This is a genomic window from Candidatus Pelagibacter sp. HIMB1493, from assembly GCF_052047995.1.
Lineage (GTDB): Bacteria > Pseudomonadota > Alphaproteobacteria > Pelagibacterales > Pelagibacteraceae > Pelagibacter.
Window position 1 is genome coordinate 159,011 of the sequence record NZ_JBNAIP010000001.1, and the last position, 16,661, is coordinate 175,671.

Annotated in this window: 16 protein-coding genes; 9 read left to right on the top strand and 7 right to left on the bottom strand. The window is 29.8% G+C overall.

The genetic code is table 11. The annotated features are described in order from the left end of the window. Positions 1 to 16: 16 nt before the first annotated feature. The 5 genes from ACTTBK_RS00830 to ACTTBK_RS00850 are packed head-to-tail and all read left to right on the top strand — an operon-like array spanning position 17 to position 5,706. Positions 17 to 1,276, top strand: a complete 1,260-nt coding sequence (locus tag ACTTBK_RS00830; RefSeq protein ID WP_440618170.1) for a carbohydrate ABC transporter permease — start codon at positions 17 to 19, stop codon at positions 1,274 to 1,276. Beyond that, on the top strand, positions 1,266 to 2,459 hold the full coding sequence (locus ACTTBK_RS00835) for a carbohydrate ABC transporter permease (RefSeq protein WP_440618171.1): 1,194 nt from the start codon (positions 1,266 to 1,268) through the stop codon (positions 2,457 to 2,459). The genes ACTTBK_RS00830 and ACTTBK_RS00835 overlap by 11 nt, the downstream gene beginning before the upstream one ends. Further along, positions 2,459 to 3,715, top strand: a complete 1,257-nt coding sequence (locus ACTTBK_RS00840; RefSeq protein WP_440618172.1) for an MGH1-like glycoside hydrolase domain-containing protein — start codon at positions 2,459 to 2,461, stop codon at positions 3,713 to 3,715. Before ACTTBK_RS00835 ends, ACTTBK_RS00840 begins: the two co-directional genes overlap by 1 nt. Positions 3,716 to 3,766: 51 nt before the next feature. Then, the gene (locus ACTTBK_RS00845; RefSeq protein WP_440618173.1) at positions 3,767 to 4,918 is read left to right on the top strand and encodes an iron-containing alcohol dehydrogenase; all 1,152 of its coding nucleotides are present in this window, start codon (positions 3,767 to 3,769) and stop codon (positions 4,916 to 4,918) included. Then, positions 4,918 to 5,706 carry a type 1 glutamine amidotransferase gene (locus tag ACTTBK_RS00850; RefSeq protein ID WP_440618174.1) on the top strand — a complete coding sequence of 263 codons (789 nt, stop codon included), beginning with the start codon at positions 4,918 to 4,920 and terminating at the stop codon, positions 5,704 to 5,706. The genes ACTTBK_RS00845 and ACTTBK_RS00850 overlap by 1 nt, the downstream gene beginning before the upstream one ends. Here ACTTBK_RS00850 and ACTTBK_RS00855 read toward each other — a convergent pair. Further along, complete coding sequence (locus ACTTBK_RS00855; protein WP_440614111.1) at positions 5,698 to 7,383, bottom strand: formate--tetrahydrofolate ligase; 1,686 nt, start codon at positions 7,381 to 7,383, stop codon at positions 5,698 to 5,700. The two genes, ACTTBK_RS00850 and ACTTBK_RS00855, sit on opposite strands and share 9 nt — an antisense overlap. Positions 7,384 to 7,507: 124 nt before the next feature. Between ACTTBK_RS00855 and ACTTBK_RS00860 the strand changes: the two genes are divergently transcribed. From ACTTBK_RS00860 to ACTTBK_RS00875, 4 genes are read left to right on the top strand one after another with little or no spacing between them, the layout of a single operon-like run. Continuing rightward, entirely contained in the window at positions 7,508 to 8,764 is a 1,257-nt protein-coding gene (locus ACTTBK_RS00860) for a sarcosine oxidase subunit beta family protein (RefSeq protein WP_075506173.1), read from the top strand. Further along, positions 8,765 to 9,034, top strand: coding sequence for a sarcosine oxidase subunit delta (locus tag ACTTBK_RS00865; protein WP_075506172.1), 270 nt, complete (start codon positions 8,765 to 8,767; stop codon positions 9,032 to 9,034). After that, a complete protein-coding gene (locus ACTTBK_RS00870; protein WP_440618175.1) occupies positions 9,034 to 12,030 on the top strand; it encodes a sarcosine oxidase subunit alpha family protein in 2,997 nt (998 codons plus the stop codon). Before ACTTBK_RS00865 ends, ACTTBK_RS00870 begins: the two co-directional genes overlap by 1 nt. Beyond that, on the top strand, positions 12,027 to 12,614 hold the full coding sequence (locus ACTTBK_RS00875) for a sarcosine oxidase (RefSeq protein WP_440618176.1): 588 nt from the start codon (positions 12,027 to 12,029) through the stop codon (positions 12,612 to 12,614). Before ACTTBK_RS00870 ends, ACTTBK_RS00875 begins: the two co-directional genes overlap by 4 nt. Here ACTTBK_RS00875 and ACTTBK_RS00880 read toward each other — a convergent pair whose 3' ends face one another. The 6 genes from ACTTBK_RS00880 to ACTTBK_RS00905 all read right to left on the bottom strand — a co-directional run bounded on the left by ACTTBK_RS00880 (position 12,615) and on the right by ACTTBK_RS00905 (position 16,661). After that, positions 12,615 to 13,466, bottom strand: coding sequence for a DMT family transporter (locus ACTTBK_RS00880; RefSeq protein ID WP_440618177.1), 852 nt, complete (start codon positions 13,464 to 13,466; stop codon positions 12,615 to 12,617). It lies immediately after the preceding gene. A 20-nt stretch (positions 13,467 to 13,486) separates the two neighbouring features. Continuing rightward, on the bottom strand, positions 13,487 to 13,927 hold the full coding sequence (locus ACTTBK_RS00885) for a hypothetical protein (RefSeq protein ID WP_440618178.1): 441 nt from the start codon (positions 13,925 to 13,927) through the stop codon (positions 13,487 to 13,489). A gap of 3 nt (positions 13,928 to 13,930) precedes the next feature. Beyond that, on the bottom strand, positions 13,931 to 14,677 hold the full coding sequence (locus ACTTBK_RS00890; protein WP_440618179.1) for an aspartate/glutamate racemase family protein: 747 nt from the start codon (positions 14,675 to 14,677) through the stop codon (positions 13,931 to 13,933). Positions 14,678 to 14,815: 138 nt separating this feature from the next. After that, positions 14,816 to 15,022, bottom strand: coding sequence for a cold-shock protein (locus ACTTBK_RS00895; protein WP_075506166.1), 207 nt, complete (start codon positions 15,020 to 15,022; stop codon positions 14,816 to 14,818). Between the two features lie 123 nt (positions 15,023 to 15,145). Continuing rightward, on the bottom strand, positions 15,146 to 15,613 hold the full coding sequence (locus ACTTBK_RS00900) for a GNAT family N-acetyltransferase (protein ID WP_440618180.1): 468 nt from the start codon (positions 15,611 to 15,613) through the stop codon (positions 15,146 to 15,148). A gap of 1 nt (position 15,614) precedes the next feature. Continuing rightward, on the bottom strand, positions 15,615 to 16,661 hold the full coding sequence (locus ACTTBK_RS00905; protein ID WP_440618181.1) for a 5-(carboxyamino)imidazole ribonucleotide synthase: 1,047 nt from the start codon (positions 16,659 to 16,661) through the stop codon (positions 15,615 to 15,617).

Consider the following 16,661-nt stretch of genomic DNA (forward strand, 5'->3'; position numbering starts at 1 on the left):
ATTATCCGCTTTTTTTATGAGTAATTCACTTTCAAAAATAGAAAAAAGAACTGCTTATGCTTTAACTTTGCCAGCAGTTCTAATTGTATTTGCAATAGTATTATTTCCAATATTTTCAAACGTTTGGATTAGTTTTAAAGAAGTTCAATTAAAAGATATAAGAATTCCAGAGCCAAGAGCAAAAAAATTAGTCAAATCAATTAAAAACGAAGATACAAAAATTAAGATTATCTATAAATTAAGAAATAGTTCCTTAATTCAAGATATTAGAAATGTTAAATTCCACGATAAATTCCCAAGTAATGTTAAACCAATTGATTTAGATCAGAGATGCAAGTTTCTATCAAATAAAGTTCAGTGTGATTTTGGTAATTGGTCAAAAAAATACAGAGAGCAATTTGTAATTTTTTTTGAAACAAAAAATGGTGAAAAAATTGATAAAAAACAATTTAAATTAAATAAACCTAATTTAAAAGGAAAAGCAGATAACATTCTTTTGACAAGTGATTTTACTTTGTCAAATTTTAAAAAAGTAATCACAAACTATGAATTTAAAGATTTATTATTAACAACATTTTATTATACTTTTTTTGGAACACTGGGTGCAATTGTTTTTGGAATTTTGTCAGCCCAAATGGTAAATCAAAAGTTTAGAGGTCGAAGCTTTGTTAGAAGTACGTTATTATTTCCCTATGTAGCTCCTGTCGTTGCTTTGGCATTTACTTGGGAGCTTTTATTGGATCCTAATAGTGGTACTTTAAATAACCTGCTACTGAATTATAATATTATAGATAAGCCAATAAATTTGTTAGGTCAAAAGTATGTATCTATTTTTATTTTCGGTTTTGAATTTAAATTAAGATTAGCGTTAACAACTGTTATTATTTTTGAAATCTGGAGATATTTTCCTTTGGCTTTCCTTTTTATTTTAGCAAGACTTCAAGCAGTTCCTAAAGAACTTTATGAGGCGGCAGATATTGATGGAGCAGGTCCTTACACCAAATTTATGAATATAACATTGCCGCAGATTACAGCAGTGATTTCAATTTTATTTATGATTAGATTTATTTGGAATTTTAACAAGTTTGAGGATATTTTTCTATTAACAGGTGGTGCATCAGGTACCAGAACACTTCCAATTAATGTTTATGAACAGGGGTTTTCAATAGGAAATATTGGTATGGGATCGGCAGTATCAATGGTGATTGTAATATTACTTTTATTTTTCATGTTAATTTATTTTAAACTGATAGGAAAAAGAGCCAATGAGAGTTAAATCAATTATTACTTTTAGTTTAATTTCTTCATTTTTTTTATTTTCTCTAATTTCTATTTGGAAAATTCTTTCTACATTACAAGGAATTGAACTTAAAACTTTAAATTTCAATTTTTATTTTTTAAGCGGAATTATAATTTCTATTGTTTCAATTTTCTTAAGTGAAAAATTAAACAAGTTATTTAAAGTAATTTTATTAGCATCTATGTTTGTATTGATTGATTATTTTATTAATAGTTCTTTACCTATTTGGCATTATATAGGTACATTTCTGATCCTATTATTTTTTGTTAATAAGCTATTTAATTATAACAAGAAACATTTTAGTTATGATTTTTCAGCACAAATTATATTTTTTGATTTTCTAACTTTGTTTGGAATAATCTTTTTTTCTTTTGTAATTTTATTCCCATTTTACTTGATGTTAGTAACAAGTTTCAAAACTCAAGCTCTTTTATTAATTAATCCTTTAGATTTCAGTATCGATTTTACACAAAATATAAAATCTTTATTCAAATCTTATATTATAGTTTTTACTGAATATAATTTTGGTAAGTATATGCTTAATAGTTCAATTGTCTCAGTAGGTACGGTTATAATTACATTGTTACTTGGGATCCCAGCAGCTTATGCAGTTGCAAGATTAAACTTTTTTGGAAAACACTTTTTGTCTACATCTATTTTAATTATATATATGTTTCCTGCGATAGTGTTAGTAATTCCTCTCTACACTGTTTTTAGCCAGTTAGGTTTAAGAAATTCTGTATTTGGATTATTAATTATTTATACTGCCACAACACTGCCAGTTGCAATTTATATGCTCCAAGGATATTTCAAAAGCATACCAAAAGAACTTGAAGAGGCAGGTATAATGGATGGACAAAATTGGTTTGGAATAATTGTTAAAATCATTTTACCTTTAAGTTTACCAGCAATTGCCTCTGTAGCATTATATGTATTTATGATTGCTTGGAATGAATTTTTATTTTCACTGATGTTTTTAGATAGCCCTAGCTCATTTACACTATCAAGAGCGATACAGTTCTTAAATGTAGGAGCTGAAACGCCAAGACAATATTTAATGGCTGGTTCAGTAGTTGTAACTTTACCAATTTTATTTATTTTTGTTTATTTTGAAAAATATTTAGTTAGTGGATTAACATCAGGGAGCGTTAAGGGTTAATGAGTTTGTTAAAAAGAGAAGCTGAAAATATTTTATTAAATAATAGGCGTGAGGGATACACTCTGCCTACAAATAATAAGTTATACCCAGCACAATGGAATTGGGACTCAGCATATATAGCACTTGGTTATTCTTATTTTAATAAAGAATACGCAATAGTTGAGCTAGAAAAGTTGTTCGAGGGACAATGGTCTGATGGTATGGTTCCTCATATTTTATTTCATCATAAGGATGAAAATTATTTTCCAAATCATAATACTTGGCAGTGTGGTGATAAAATTCCATCATCTGGAATAACTCAACCACCTATAGTCTCAAGTATTTTAAAATTAATGTTGGATAAGCATGAATTTAGTTCTAGTGAAATGGAAAGAATTTTGAATTTAGTAAAAAAAACAAAAAATTATTTAGAATGGTTTTACAAATTTAGAGACCCAAATGATACTGGTTTAGTTTCTATATTACATCCTTGGGAAAGTGGCACAGATAATTCACCTTTATGGGATTTTCCTTTAAGTAAAATTTTAATTGAAGAAAATCTAGAATACAAAAGAAGAGATTTAGATGTTTCAAGCAGTGACGTACGACCGCTTAAAAGAGATTATGATTGTTACATTACTCTTTTAAATAAGTTCAGAAATGAAAAATATAATCCTGAAAAACTCTATGATATTTCAATGTTTAATGTTGCTGATATAGGTTTTAATTCTTTGTTTTTGAAAGCTTGCAAAGATCTAGTTTATATTGCTACAAAAAATAATATTGAATGTACTTCAATTGAAAAAAAAATAACAAAAACTGAAAATAAATTAATTAGTTTATATAACAAAGGTGATAATTCATTTTACTCATTTGATGTTTTAAATAAGCAATCATTAGAAATCCCTTCAATTACAAATTATTTCATATTGTTTGCAGATTTAAAAAATGAAGAAATAAATAACTCGGTAATTCAAAGTTTAAAAAAGTATAATTCGAATGAAAAATATTTCTTTTCGTCAATAAAACCTGATAGCAAATATTTTGAGGAGATAAGATATTGGAGAGGACCTGTTTGGATTAATTGTAATTGGATTTTATACAAAGGATTATTAGAAAAAGATCTAGAATTTGCTAATAAAATAAAATCACACACATTGGATTTAATACATGAAAAGGATTTTCATGAATACTACAGTTGTAAATCAGGAACTCCTTATGGAGCTAATAATTTTTCTTGGTCTGCTGCATTATATTTAGATTTAATCAATAATTAATTTTTAAGTGATTAATTAATCAAATATATATATTCTTTTTATAAAAATAATATGAATTGGAATTATCCTACTACTATTTGGTTTGGAGCAGGTAAAATTGAAGATCTTTCAAACGCTTGTTTGAGCTTAAAAATTAAAAGTCCACTTTTTGTAACTGACAAGGATCTTTTAAATCTACCAATGACTTCAAAAGTAATTGAAAAATTAAAAAATGACTTTGATCATTTACAAGTATTTTCACAATTTTCAGGAAACCCAACTGGAAAAAACGTAATGGAAGGGGTCTCTTTATATATAGAAAAAAACTGTGATGGAGTAATTACATTTGGTGGAGGTAGTGCATTAGATGTCGGAAAGGGGATAGCTTTTATGTGCGGTCAAAAAAGACCTATATGGGATTTTGAAGATATAGGTGATTATTGGACAAGAGCTGATGGAAATAAAATTTCTCCAATTATAGCGGTTCCAACTACCGCAGGAACAGGCTCAGAAACAGGAAGAGCTTCAGCCATCATTAATGAAGAAACAGGAATAAAAAAAATAATTTTTCATCCAAAAATTTTACCTTCTATTGTAATTTTAGATCCAAATTTAACCAAAGATCTTCCTCCAAGAATAACAGCTGCAACAGGAATGGATGCACTTGCTCATAATCTCGAGGCTTTTTGTGCACCTGGATTTCATCCAATGGCAGATGGAATTGCACTTGAGGGTATGAGATTAATTAAAAATTCTTTAATAGAAGTTTATAAAAATGGTAAGAACATAGAAGCTAGATCTGAAATGTTAGCGGCATCTAGCATGGGTTCTACTGCTTTTCAAAAAGGTCTTGGTGCAATACATTCTTTAAGTCATCCAATAAATGCACAGTTTGATGTACATCATGGTTTAAGTAACGCTATATTTATGCCTTATGTTCTAACTTTTAATAAATCAGTTATTGAAAACAGAATTAAGTCTATTTGTAATTATCTTAATCTAAATAGTACATTTGAAAACTTTTTAGAATGGATATTAAATTTGCGTAAAGAATTAAATATTCCTCATAAACTTTCAGATGTTATGGATTGTAATGAAATTGATTTAGAAAAACTTTCTTTAATGGCATTTGAAGATCCATCTACAGGAGGCAATCCAAAAAAAATAACAAAAGAAGATTTAAAAGAGATGTATAAAAAAAGTATTTCAGGAGAATTATTTTAATGAAGAAAATTTTGGTAGTAGAAGGTAATTTACAAGAGGAAAATCAAAGTTTTACAGAAGCAGGTATTCAAACTCATACTGAAAGCTTAAAACATAGTCTTTCTCATTTTACTGATCAACTAAATATAGATGTAGTCAATCCATCTTCAGATGAAAATATAAGCGAGAATATTGATCCATTAGAAAGTTATGATGGTCTTATTTGGGGTGGAAGTAGTTTAAATATTTATAACAAGACACCTGAAATTTTAAGACAAATAGAATTTATGAAAGAGTGTCAGAAAAAAATTAAAAAAGTTCTAGCGATTTGTTGGGGAATGCAAGTTGCAGTAACTGCTGCTGGTGGTGAGGTAAAAAAAGCTGAGAAGGGGTCACACCGAGGGATTGCAAGAGATATTGAAATTAATGAAAATGGTTTAAATCATCCATTATATAAAAACAAAAATAAAAAGTTTAATACTCCAGCATTTAATTTTGATGAAGTTGTAACTCTTCCAGAAAATTCAACACTGCTCGCTTCGAACCCAATTAATAACGTTCAAGGTTTAAATTTTAAAATTGGAAATTGTGATGTGTGGGGCCTTCAGTATCATCCAGAAATTACTTACAACAAGATGATTAACTTAATTATTTTTAGAAAAGATAGACTTATAGAACGTGGTGCTTTTGAAGACCAAAATCATATCGATGATCACATTAAAAATATAGAAATAGAAAATAAAAAATTAGATAAAATTTCCAGAATGAGAGAATTAGAGAATTGGTTAAATTATCTTAACTTAGAATAATCCTTCAATTTCACCTTTTTCATTAAGTTTAATAGAGTCAGCTGCAGGAACTCTAGGTAATCCGGGCATAGTCATGATTGCACCACAAATAACCACAATAAACTCTGCTCCTGATGATAGCCTTACTTCTCTCACTGGTAAAGCATGACCTGTCGGCGCTCCTTTAAGATTTGGATCTGTTGAAAAACTGTATTGAGTTTTTGCAACACAAATTGGTAAATCACCATATCCAGCTTCTTCAAAATTCTTAAGTTGATCTCTAATTTTTGTATCAGCGATTACTTCATCTGCTCTATAAATTTCTTTTGCAATAGTCTCTATTTTTTTAAACAAAGGTGTTTTGCTTTCGTATAAAAATTGAAATTTAGCTTCATCTTTTTCACACAATTCTGAAACATGAGCTGCTAATTCTTTTGTACCTTCACCACCATTTGCCCAATGAGTACATAGACTAGCTTTAACACCTAAATTATCACAAAAATCTATAAGTGCTTTTACTTCATTATCAGTATCTTTTATAAAATGATTAACTGCTACAGCTACAGGTAAACCAAATTTTTTAACATTTTGAATATGTCTTTCTAAATTTACTAACCCTTTTTTTAAAGCTTCAACATTTTCATTTTTTAAATCATCTTTAGCAACACCACCGTGCATTTTTAAAGCTCTTATAGTTGCAACAATTACTACACAGCTCGGTTTTAAATTTGATTTTCTACATTTAATATCTAAAAACTTTTCTGCACCAAGGTCAGCACCAAATCCTGCTTCGGTTACAACATAGTCTGCTAATTTTAAACCAGTCTTTGTTGCAATAACTGAGTTACAACCATGAGCAATATTCGCAAATGGACCACCATGAATAATTGCAGGATTGTTTTCTAAAGTTTGTGTAACATTAGGTCTGATAGCTTCTTTTAAAAGAACTGTCATAGGACCTTGAGCATTTAAGTCTTTCGCATAAACTGGTTTTTTATCTCTAGTATAACCAATAGTTATATTTCCAATTCTTTTTTCTAAATCTTCCAAATCATTTGATAAGCAAAAGATTGCCATTATTTCTGATGCAACTGTAATATCAAATCCATCTTCTCTTGGAAAACCATTTGCTACACCACCTAAATTTATATTTATAGATCTTAACGATCTATCATTCATGTCCATAACTCTTTTCCAAACAATTCTTCTAACATCGATATCCAGTTTATTTCCCCAATAAATATGATTATCGATCAATGCTGATAATAAATTATGAGCAGATGTAATTGCATGAAAGTCACCTGTGAAATGTAAATTTATTTGTTCCATTGGAACGACTTGAGCATAACCTCCACCAGCTGCTCCACCTTTCATACCAAAAGAAGGACCTAAGCTTGGCTCTCTAAGACACACGATAGATTTTTTTCCAATTTTATTTAAACCATCATTTAATCCAACCGAAGTTGTAGTTTTTCCTTCTCCTGCTGGGGTTGGAGTAATAGCAGTGACTAAAATTAATTTTCCATCTGGCTTGTCTTTTAGTTGCTCTAAATATTCTAAATTTATTTTTGCAATATGTCTGCCCATAGGACTAAACGCAGAGCTTTCATCAGGTACATTTATCTTTGCTAAAATATCATTTATTGGTTGCATTTTAGCTTCTCTAGCTATCTGTATATCTGATTTTACTTCGCTCATTCGTTATCCTTTATTGTAAATTTTTTTGCATAATAATTATCTTATTTGAGATTTTTCGAAACTTCTAAAATATATATATAAAAAAAATAAGAACTATTTAAATTCATTAATATAAAATTCTAGTATGCAAAAGTATTCTATTTTTAGCTTGGTTAAAAATGCATTAACAGGCCATCAAAATTGGGATTTAGCTTGGAAAGATCCAAATCCAAAAGAAGAGTACGATGTTGTTATCATCGGAGGTGGTGGTCATGGTTTGGCTACAGCGTATTATCTAGCTAAAGAGCATCAAATTACAAAAGTAGCCATCATTGAAAAAGGATGGATTGGCGGTGGAAACGTTGGACGTAACACTACAATTATCAGATCAAACTACATGCATGATGAAAATGGTCTTTTCAGTGAGTTCGGAATGGATTTATGGAGAAAGATGAGTCAGGACTTAAATTACAACGTAATGTTTTCTCCAAGAGGAATTATTAATCTTGCACACTCAGATGCACAAATGAATGCATACGCAAGAAGAGGAAATTCGATGAGATTAAACGGAATTGATGCAGTTCTTTTAAACAGAGAAGAAGTAAAAGAATTAATTCCAATGGCTGACTTTTCAGATAACGTAAGATTTCCGATCTTTGGTGGATTGATGCAACCAAGTGCTGGAACTGCTCGTCATGATGCAGTTGCTTGGGGGTATGCGCGTCAAGCAGACTCTATGGGGGTAGATATAATTCAAAATTGTGAAGTCACAGGTTTTGATGTTTCCGCAGGAAAAATAAAAGGGATCAGAACATCTAGAGGAAATATTAAGGCAAAAAAAGTTGGTCTATGCGTTGCAGGTAGCACAAATATTTTAGCAGAAAAACTAAATATGACTTTGCCAATTGAAACTCATCTTTTACAAGCTTGTGTTTCTGAACCAGTAAAACCAGTTTTAGATAAAGTCGTAACTTTTGGTGCAGGCCACTTTTATATTAGTCAATCAGATAAAGGTGAAATGGTAATGGGTGGAGATCTTGATGGTTACAATAGTTATGCTCAAAGAGGCAATCTTCCAACATTACAACATGTTTTAACCGAAGGAATTGCGATGATGCCATTTTTAAGTAAATTAAAAATGTTAAGAACTTGGGGCGGGATCATGGACATGTCAATGGATGGTTCACCAATAATTGATAAAACTCACATTGAAGGTTTGTATTTAAATTGTGGATGGTGTTACGGAGGCTTTAAAGCAACTCCAGCATCAGGATGGACATTTGCACATACCATTGCTCAAGATAGAGTACATGAATTAAATGCAGGATATAGTTTGAATAGATTTAGCACAGGTCATCTTATTGATGAAAAAGGTCTTGGTACAAAAACTTGGATTTCATAAATGTTACATATTAAATGCCCACATTGTGGAATGAGATCTCAAAATGAATTTTCTTATGGCGGAGATGCTACTGTTAAAAGACCAGAACTTAATAAAGAAGTTACAGATCAAGAATGGGATAATTTCGTATACAATAGAGTTAGTCCCAGAGGAAAACATTTAGAACTTTGGCAGCATTTATCTGGTTGCAGACAGTGGATAAAAGTTGAAAGAGATACTGCAACACACGAAATTTTTAAAACTTATAAAGCTAACGAAGAAATTGCTTAATGACTCAGAGTTATCGAATAGAAACAGGTGGCTTAATAAATAGAAATAAAAAAATTTCTTTTAAGTTCAACGGTACATCTTATTTTGGATACGAAGGTGATACATTAGCTTCAGCTTTACTGGCAAATGGTGTTCATTTAGTTGGTAGAAGCTTTAAATATCACAGACCTAGAGGGTTTTTTGGTGCAGGTGTTGATGAACCTTACGCTGTTGTACAACTTTATAGAAATGGTGAAACGGAGCCAAATATTAAATCAACCGAACAAGAATTGTTTGAAGGATTAGAGGCAAGCAGTGTTAATTGTTGGCCAAGTGTCAATTTTGATATTGGAGCAATAAATAATTTTTTAAAGATATTTTTACCTGCTGGATTTTATTACAAAACTTTTATGTGGCCAAAAAGCTTTTGGTATAAAATTTATGAGCCATTTATCAGAAAAGCAGCTGGATTAGGTGTAGCTTCAACAAAACACGATAAAGAGAGATACGAACATAAATATGAGTATTGTGATCTTTTAATTGCTGGATCTGGACCATCAGGTTTAGCGAGCGCTTATTCTGCAGCTAAAAATGGAGCCAAAGTTATTTTAGCTGAAGATAAACCAAGATATGGCGGCTCATTATTAACGAGCGATGTGAATATCGGTAACCAGTCTGGAAAAGATTGGGCAGACGGTATTATTTCAGAATTAAAAGAGATGCCTAATGTAACCGTAAAAAATAGATCTCAAGTTTTTGGATACTATGATCACAACATGTTAGTAATGTCTGAAAAAGTTAGTGATCATTTACCTAAAACTAAAAAATATCATCCAAACAAAAGACTTTGGTATATTAGAGCAAAAGAAGTTCTAATTTCATCTGGTTCAATTGAAAGACCAATTGTTTTTGGAAATAATGATACGCCTGGTGTAATGCTTTCATCTGCAGCTAAAGAATATTTAAAAGTTTATGGCGTCTTAGTTGGAAAAAAACCTTTAGTATTTACAAACAATGATAGTGGCTATGAAACTGCAATTGAATTTAAAAAACATGGAGTTGAGCCTATAGTTTTAGATTCAAGATCAAATCCACAATCAGAAATTATTGATGAAGCAAAAAATTTAGGAATTAATATTAAAAATTCATATGTAGTAGTTGCAGCACAAGGTTATAAAAAAGTAAAATCAGCTGATGTGGCAACTATTTCTGAAGACAAGAAAACACTTGGTAAAATAGAGAATATAAATTGTGATTGTATATGTGTTTCTGGATTTTGGACACCTACAATTCATTTGGCATCACAATCAGGAAATAAAACTAAATTTAATGAAGAGATAGACGCGTTTGTTCCAGGAGTTTCAAAACAAAATGAAACAACTTTGGGAGCTGCTAATGGTGTATTTACACTAGAAGAAACTTTAAAAACATCATTTGAAAAAGGAAAAGAATTATCAAAAAAAATTACTGAGAAAGATAACGAAATATCTATTCCAAATGTAGTTGAAAAAAAATATTCTAAACATGATAAGTTTTGGTGTGTTCCATTACCAAAAGGTAAAAGTTATAAAAGATTTTTAGATTTTCAAAATGATGTTGCTGTTTCTGATGTAGAGATTGCATTAAGAGAAGGTTATAGATCAATTGAACATGTAAAAAGATATACCACTTTAGGTATGGCAACAGACCAAGGAAAAACAAGTAATTTAAATGGATTACAATTAGTATCTGAGATTGAAAATAAAATTGTTCCGTCTGTTGGCCACACAACTTTTAGACCTCCTTATACACCTATTTCAATAGGTGCTATTGTTGGTAGAGAAGTAGGAAAGCATTCAAAACCAACAAGAAAATCTCCAATTCACAATTGGCATGAAGAGCATAACGCTGTTTTTGTTGATGCAGGAGTTTGGTTAAGACCAAGATACTATAAAAGAGGAAACGAAACTTTGTTCGAAGCTTCAAAGAGAGAAGCGAAAAATGTAAGAACAAATGTTGGTGTTTGTGATGTAACAACTCTTGGTAAGATCGACGTTAAAGGTCCTGATGCTGCTGAATTTTTAAACAGAGTATACACAAATGCATGGTTGAAGTTACCTGTTGGAAAAGCAAGATATGGAGTGATGTTAAGAGAAGATGGGATAGTGATGGATGATGGTACAACTACTAGAATTTCAGAAAACCACTATCACATGACAACAACTACTGCTCAAGCAGCGAATGTGCTTTCGCATTTAGAGTATTATTTGCAACTTGTTTGGCCTGAACTTAATGTAAATGTAGTTTCAACAACTGAGCAATGGGCGGGAGCTGCCATAGCTGGTCCTAAATCAAGAGATTTATTACAGAAATTGTTTCCTAAAACAGATGTATCTAATGAAGGTCTTCCATTTATGGGGTATGTCGAGGGTGATTTATTTGGTGTTAAAGCTAGAATATTTAGAATTTCATTCTCAGGTGAATTAGCTTACGAAGTTAATGTTGAGTCTGATAACGGAAGATTTATGTGGGAAAAAATAATTGAACTTGGAGAAGAGTTTCAAATTCAACCATATGGAACTGAAGCACTGTCTACACTTAGAATTGAAATGGGGCATGTTGCAGGTTCTGAATTAGATGGAAGAACAATTCCTTACGACAATGCATTAGAAGGGTTATTGAGTAAAAAGAAAGACTTTATTGGAAAAAGATCATTGCAGAGAGCAGCTTTTGTAGCTGAAGATAGACAGCGAATTGTAGGCGTTGTTCCATTGGATAAAAAAACTAGTATTCCAGAAGGTTCACACTTAGTTAAAGACGCTAAGGCTCCTTTGCCGAATAAAAAATTAGGTCATATCTCAGCCTCTTGTTGGAGTGTTGAGCATGATAATCCATTTTCACTAGCAATATTAAAAGATGGAAAAAATATGATTGGAGAAAAATTATTTGTAATGTCTCCATTAAAAAACAAAGTTATTCCAGTAGAAATAGTTTCATCACATTATGTTGATCCAAAAGGAGAAAGAGTTAGATCATGAGTTTAATTTCAGCTTTAAATAATGTGCATGCAAAAGGTCAATTTGGAGATTTTGAAGGTAAAGATGATAAAAATTTACTTTCAATATCTGAAACTACTAATTTATTAATTGTACAGATAGTTCAGTATAAAAGTTCAAACTCATCATTAGACAATATGCAGGTAGATGGCCTAAATTTAAGAGATAATCCATCTATAGTTAGCTCCAATGATAACACAAGAATACTTTGGAACGGTCCAAGAAATTGGATTTTAGTTTCTAAGAAAAAGGACACTTTAAATGAAATAGAGCAAAAATTTAATGATAATGATTTTGCAATAACAGACATATCTCATTCAAAAGCAATAATTGAAATTGAAGGTAAGGAAGCCAAGGAAGTTTTAAAAAAAGGATGCCCATTTAATTTTGGTGAGCTAGAAAAAAATCAATGTTTAAATTCTACTTACAACGGAATGTCGGTTACTATAGACATGCTTGATGATGATCCAGATAAATTTAGAATATTTGGATTAAGAAGTTTTGGTGAATCTCTTTATCACTCAATAACAGATGCATCTTTAGAATTTGGATATATTGCAAAGTAATTATTTTTCTCTAGTAGCAATATAAACACCAATAGTAGCTATAAAAAATCCTAAAAGATCTAAATTAGATAATTTCTCATTTAAAAATAACCATGCCATGAATGCAGATGTAGTAGGAATTAAAAAAAATATTGAAACTGTTTTGCTTGCAGAATTTTTTTTAATTAAGAACATGAGTATTGTGAATGCTCCAAAGGACACTAAAAAAATTTGATGACTCATTGCAATTATAAATGTTTTTGAAAATTCAATGTAAGGATCAGCAAAAAAAATTATAATTAATAAATGAAATGAAAAACCTCCAAGTGCTTGGTTCATATTACTTACTGATAAGGGTAGGTTGTTGCTTATTGTTTTTTGCCAAAGAGTTGAACTTGTTATTGCTATCAAAGCTATAATAGTTGCAATTAATCCAGCAGTTGGAATTTTTGACCCAATTTCAAAACCAAGAACCAATGATGCTCCAATAAATCCTAGCAAAACACCTATCCATTGTTTAATAGAAACCTTCTCTTTAAGTATTGGTCCACTTAATGCGTTAGTTAGTATTGGCTGAAGTGTTACAATTAAAGCGGCAAGGCCAGTGGGCATTCCAATAGAAATTGAATAAAAAACACCTCCTAAATAAAATCCATGAAAAAGAACTCCACTAAAAAAAGATTGTAAAAAATTTTTCTTACTTACAATTATTTTCTGCTTTGAATAAATAGAAAAAATTAAAAAACCAAATGCTACTAGTGCAAATCTAAAGGCTAATGCAGCAAAAGGATCGCTGTAATCAATGATTGGTTTTGTAGTTATGAATGCTGATGACCAAAGTAAAATAAATATAAATGGGAATACTTTAATCACTGTAATTAATAAATTTAAATTTAATCAATTAAATTTAATTTAATCAAATTTTTTTGCTTAGTTTCTTTACACCACATTTCATAACTTTCACAAACTCTCCAAAGATGATTAAAGGCTCTTTGAGATAATTCCAGAGGGAAATGGGTTTTTGTGTAGTATAACTTTGGTATTTTAAGCAAAAATTTAACCATAGAATCTTTTTGAATATCTAAAAGTCTTAATGTTTCTTCATTAATTTTCTTACCAGTAATTTTATCAATAAAATCGTTATCTTTTAATTCTGATATCCAATTTTCATGAAATTCTCCTGAGCTAATAAAATCATAATCTTTTGTTGTCATGAAAATCTCAAATGCTTGGATGTTATTAACTTCAGGATTTTCATTTTTTATCTCAATTATTTTAGTATATATTAGTTCTGCAACTCTTAAAACGTAGGGCTTATCAATTTTAGATGTCACTGTTTATCTTTTGTGTTTCTGCATTGCAGAGTGGGCAAGAATTAAATTTGGATCCAAAAATATCTTTGAAGATTTAATATTCTTGAATGATTTAAAAGCGAATATTGCAATTGGCAACTCAGTACAACCTAAAATTATTTTTTTACATTTCATTTTAAGCAAATATTTTATAGCTGGTTTGATAGCTTTTTCAGCAGCTCTAACATTGCCCATTTTTACAAACTTGATTGCCTTATTTACTGAATTTTTTTGAAGATTTTCAGATGGATTAATCAATTGATAGGTCTCGTCAAAAAATTTATTATACACTCCAGTTTTTAAAGTACCTTCAGTGGCCAATAAGCCAACTTTTGAATTTTTTTTACAATTCTTTTTTGTAAATTTAAAAACTTCTTTTGGCATATTTATAATTGGGATATTGATTTTTTTTTGTAGATCATCAAACCAATAATGTGCTGTATTACATGGGATAACAATAAATTTGCATTTATTCTTTTCTAATAACTTACAGCCTTCAAGAAGACTTTTTAAAACTTTATTATATTTTGTTTTATTAGATTTATTTGAATTTAGATTTGATAAGTTTTTTGTTTGAGTACCTATAGACTCTGGTCTTCCTGGAATATTTGATTTGTTGTATAAAACAAACAAAGGATACTCTTGATCAATTTTACCTCTATTTAGCACTGCAAGCTTATTGCAAAAATCAAGACCAGCTTGAGTACCCATTCCACCTAAAATTCCGATCATAAATTTTTTATTATTTTAAATACAACTTATATAATTAAATTTTTTGACTAAAAGTTGTTTTTTTATAAGATTTGGTACTGGCTGAATAAAATTGTTTATTAAAAAATAAAATTTTTTCAGCCAATAGGAAGTGTGAAATTATGCAGTTTTTAAGTTAACTGCTGAAGGACCTTTAGGACCATCTTCAACATCGAAAGTCAAAGCTTGACCCTCATCTAAACCGTTCATACCAGCATCTCTTACTGCTGAAACATGTACAAACACATCTTTTTCTTTGTCTTCTCTTTCAATAAAACCAAAACCTTTGGTTGGATTGAACCATTTTACTTTACCTGTTAGACTCATATTATTTCTTCTTACTTTTTGTTATATTAATTATTACTTAAAATTTATAATTAAGTAATCTTGGCTTTCTTTAGATTTTAATGGGTTTTGTCAACAAAATAGAGAAATTATTCGATCTTATTGTCAATCTGTAGCAATCAATTTAGTCAAATAAACAGAATTAACATCTTCTTTATAATGAGCAAAAGGTTCACAAGGCTCAAAACCACAAGATTTAAAGAGTTTTCTAGCAGGAATAAAAAAATTTCCAGCACCTGTTTCAATACTTAATCTTTTAATATCTAATTTTTTTGCCTCACTTATTAAATGATTAATAACAATAACACCGTGTCCTTTTTTTCTAAAATTGTCATGAATTCTAATTGATTTAAATTCTCCATGACCCTCATCTAAAAATTTTAATGCACCACATCCCATTAATTGATCGTTGTTATATAAACTCCAGAATTTAATCGATGGAACTTTAAGACCAGGGATGTCTAAAACATGAGTACTTCCCTCTGGTGAGGCAGCTCTAAGCTCAACAAAATGCTTAGTTAAAAGCTTGTGAACTTCTGGATCATCAAAATTTCCCTCAATTGATTTTAACATATTATTCCAGAATAGTGATATGACCCATTTTTCTTTTATCTTTAATTTCTTTTTTTAAATAATCAAAAAAGAATTCATTATCTTTAAGTTTTGGAGAATTTCTATAATGAGATATTTGATCTCCTAGTAAATTTATCATTTTTGCATTTGATAATTTTTTTAAAGGTATCTGTTCAAGTCCACAAACAGCTCTAATGTGATTTTCAAATTGACTTACGTTAAAAGCATTAATTGTTAAATGTCCAGAATTATGAACCCTTGGAGCAATTTCATTTACATAAAGATTATCATTTCTATCTATAAAGAATTCTACACATAGAGTACCAACATATTTAAGTTCCTCAGCAATAAGAATTGCCCAATCTTTAGATTGATTAAATATTTTTTCATTTATATCTGCAGGTATTTTAGAATGTTTTAAGATCTGATCTTCATGGGTATTTTCTATAGGTTCATAGATTTCATATTTATTATTACTAAACCTAGTTATAATAATTGATATCTCTTTTTTAAGTTTGACTAATTTTTCTAAAATGTATCCTCTTGATAAATCTAATTTAAGATTTTTTAATTCTTCTGATGATGAGACGAGGTGTTGCCCTTTACCGTCATAACCTAATGTAGTAGTTTTAATTATACCTGGTAAAAAATCTTCAAGTACATCAATATCAGATTGATTTTCAACTGAGACATATCTAGTCGTTCTTATATTTAATTTATTAACAAAATCTTTTTCTGCTAATCTATGTTGAATTAATCTATTTACCGAAGGTTTTGGTAAAACAGGTTTTAACTTGTTGATATCATTTAATGTTTCATATGGAATGTTTTCAAATTCATAAGTTACGATATCAACTTTGTTTACAAATTCATTTATTTTTTCTTTATCGTCATATTTTGCACCAATAAATTCGTCACAAAAATTTTGAGCTGGTGCTTCCAAATCATCACAAAAAATTATTATCTTTATGCCTAATTTTTTTGCAGCAATTGCAAGCATACTTCCTAATTGGCCGCCACCAATAATCCCAAGAGTAATATTAGACAT

Coding starts and splice junctions, on each gene's coding strand:
- ACTTBK_RS00865 (WP_075506172.1), top strand. CDS start 8,765: ATGTTACATATTAAATGCCCACATTGTGGAATGAGATCTCAAAATGAA.
- ACTTBK_RS00860 (WP_075506173.1), top strand. CDS start 7,508: ATGCAAAAGTATTCTATTTTTAGCTTGGTTAAAAATGCATTAACAGGC.
- ACTTBK_RS00870 (WP_440618175.1), top strand. CDS start 9,034: ATGACTCAGAGTTATCGAATAGAAACAGGTGGCTTAATAAATAGAAAT.
- ACTTBK_RS00845 (WP_440618173.1), top strand. CDS start 3,767: ATGAATTGGAATTATCCTACTACTATTTGGTTTGGAGCAGGTAAAATT.
- ACTTBK_RS00905 (WP_440618181.1), bottom strand. CDS start 16,661: ATGTCTAATATTACTCTTGGGATTATTGGTGGCGGCCAATTAGGAAGT.
- ACTTBK_RS00830 (WP_440618170.1), top strand. CDS start 17: ATGAGTAATTCACTTTCAAAAATAGAAAAAAGAACTGCTTATGCTTTA.
- ACTTBK_RS00875 (WP_440618176.1), top strand. CDS start 12,027: ATGAGTTTAATTTCAGCTTTAAATAATGTGCATGCAAAAGGTCAATTT.
- ACTTBK_RS00895 (WP_075506166.1), bottom strand. CDS start 15,022: ATGAGTCTAACAGGTAAAGTAAAATGGTTCAATCCAACCAAAGGTTTT.
- ACTTBK_RS00900 (WP_440618180.1), bottom strand. CDS start 15,613: ATGTTAAAATCAATTGAGGGAAATTTTGATGATCCAGAAGTTCACAAG.
- ACTTBK_RS00840 (WP_440618172.1), top strand. CDS start 2,459: ATGAGTTTGTTAAAAAGAGAAGCTGAAAATATTTTATTAAATAATAGG.
- ACTTBK_RS00855 (WP_440614111.1), bottom strand. CDS start 7,383: ATGAGCGAAGTAAAATCAGATATACAGATAGCTAGAGAAGCTAAAATG.
- ACTTBK_RS00890 (WP_440618179.1), bottom strand. CDS start 14,677: ATGATCGGAATTTTAGGTGGAATGGGTACTCAAGCTGGTCTTGATTTT.
- ACTTBK_RS00835 (WP_440618171.1), top strand. CDS start 1,266: ATGAGAGTTAAATCAATTATTACTTTTAGTTTAATTTCTTCATTTTTT.
- ACTTBK_RS00850 (WP_440618174.1), top strand. CDS start 4,918: ATGAAGAAAATTTTGGTAGTAGAAGGTAATTTACAAGAGGAAAATCAA.